This is a genomic window from Variovorax sp. FG153 (genome assembly GCF_057809595.1).
This window is the reverse complement of record NZ_JBMDKG010000110.1, coordinates 1-1,422: the sequence shown is the minus strand read 5'-3', so window position 1 is coordinate 1,422 and position 1,422 is coordinate 1. Positions and strand designations below refer to the sequence as shown.

Annotated in this window: 1 protein-coding gene; it reads left to right on the top strand. The window is 73.2% G+C overall.

Annotated features, from left to right (window positions below):
- The coding region (locus ACODT0_RS42300; protein ID WP_489044037.1) for a condensation domain-containing protein at positions 1-1,422 on the top strand (1,422 nt) is incomplete at both ends.

Below are 1,422 nucleotides of genomic sequence, written 5' to 3'. Positions count from 1 at the left end.
CATCTATCCGCTCGCGCCGCTGCAGGAGGGCATGCTGTTCCATCACCTGCTGCAGACGCAGGGCGATGCCTACGTCACGCCGCTGGGACTGGGCTTCGACAGCCGCGAGCGGCTGGAGCGTTTCCTCGAAAGCCTCGACCGCGTGATCGCGCGCCATGACATCCTGCGCACCGCGGTGCTGTGGGAGGGGCTGCCCGAGCCGGTGCAGGTGGTGCTGCGCAACGCGGGCGTGCGGCTGCGGTGGCTGCCCGCCGAAGAGGCTGGCGCGGAAGGGGACGTGGCCGCGCGGCTCGATGCCTTCGTCGATCCGTCGCGCTACCGCATCGACGTGCGCGAGGCGCCGATGATCCATGCCATCGCCGCGCACGATGCGGCGCGGGGGCGCTGGCTGCTCAAGGTGGCGACCCATCACCTCGTGCTCGACCATGCGACGCTGGACCTGCTGGTCGAGGAGATCGCGCTGGTGCAGCAGGGCCGCGAGCGCGAGCTGCCCGCGCAGGTGCCGTTCCGGCGCTTCGTGGCGCAGACGCGCCTGGGCGTGAGCCGCGCCGAGCACGAGGCCTATTTCTCGCGCGTGCTCGGCGATGTCGACGAGCCCACGGCACCCTTCGGCCTGCTCGACGTGCAGGGCGACGGCTCGCGCATCGTCGAGCAGCGCGAGCCGCTGGACGCGCAGCTCAGCGCGCGGATCCGGCATCAGGCGCAGCGCCACGGCGTGACCGCGGCGACGCTGTTCCACCTGGCGTGGGCGCTGGTGCTGGCCAAGGTCACGGGCAAGGACGACGTGGTGTTCGGCACGGTGCTGTTCGGCCGCATGGACGGCGGCGAAGGCGGCGAGCGCGCGCTGGGCCTGTTCATCAACACGCTGCCGCTGCGCGTGCGCCTCGGCACGGCCGATGTGGCGCACGGCGTGCGCGAGACCCACGCCGCGCTGGCCGGGTTGCTGCACCACGAGCATGCGAGCCTCGCGCTGGCGCAGCGCTGCAGCGCGCTGCCCGGCGGCACGCCGCTGTTCTCGGCACTGCTCAACTACCGCTACAGCCCGCAGGCGGCGCCGTCCGAGGGGGCCGCGTGGAACGGCATGGAAGTGCTGGGCGGCAGGGAGCGCACCAACTATCCGTTCGGCATGTCGGTGGACGACCTGGGCGAGGGCTTCGAGCTGGTGGCGCAGGTGCACGAGCGCGTGGGCGCCGCGCGCGTCAACGGCTACCTGGCGGCCGCGATCCGCGGCCTGGCGGATGCGCTCGCGGACGAGCCGGGCCGGCTGGTCTCGCAGATCGCCGTCGTGCCCGAGGACGAGCGGCTGCGCATCGCCGCCTGGAGCGAGAACCCGAGCGCGCACGGTGATGGGCGAGCGGTGCACGCGTTGATCGAGGCGCACGCGCGGGCCGAGCCCGCTGCGCCGGCGCTGGCCTTCGACGA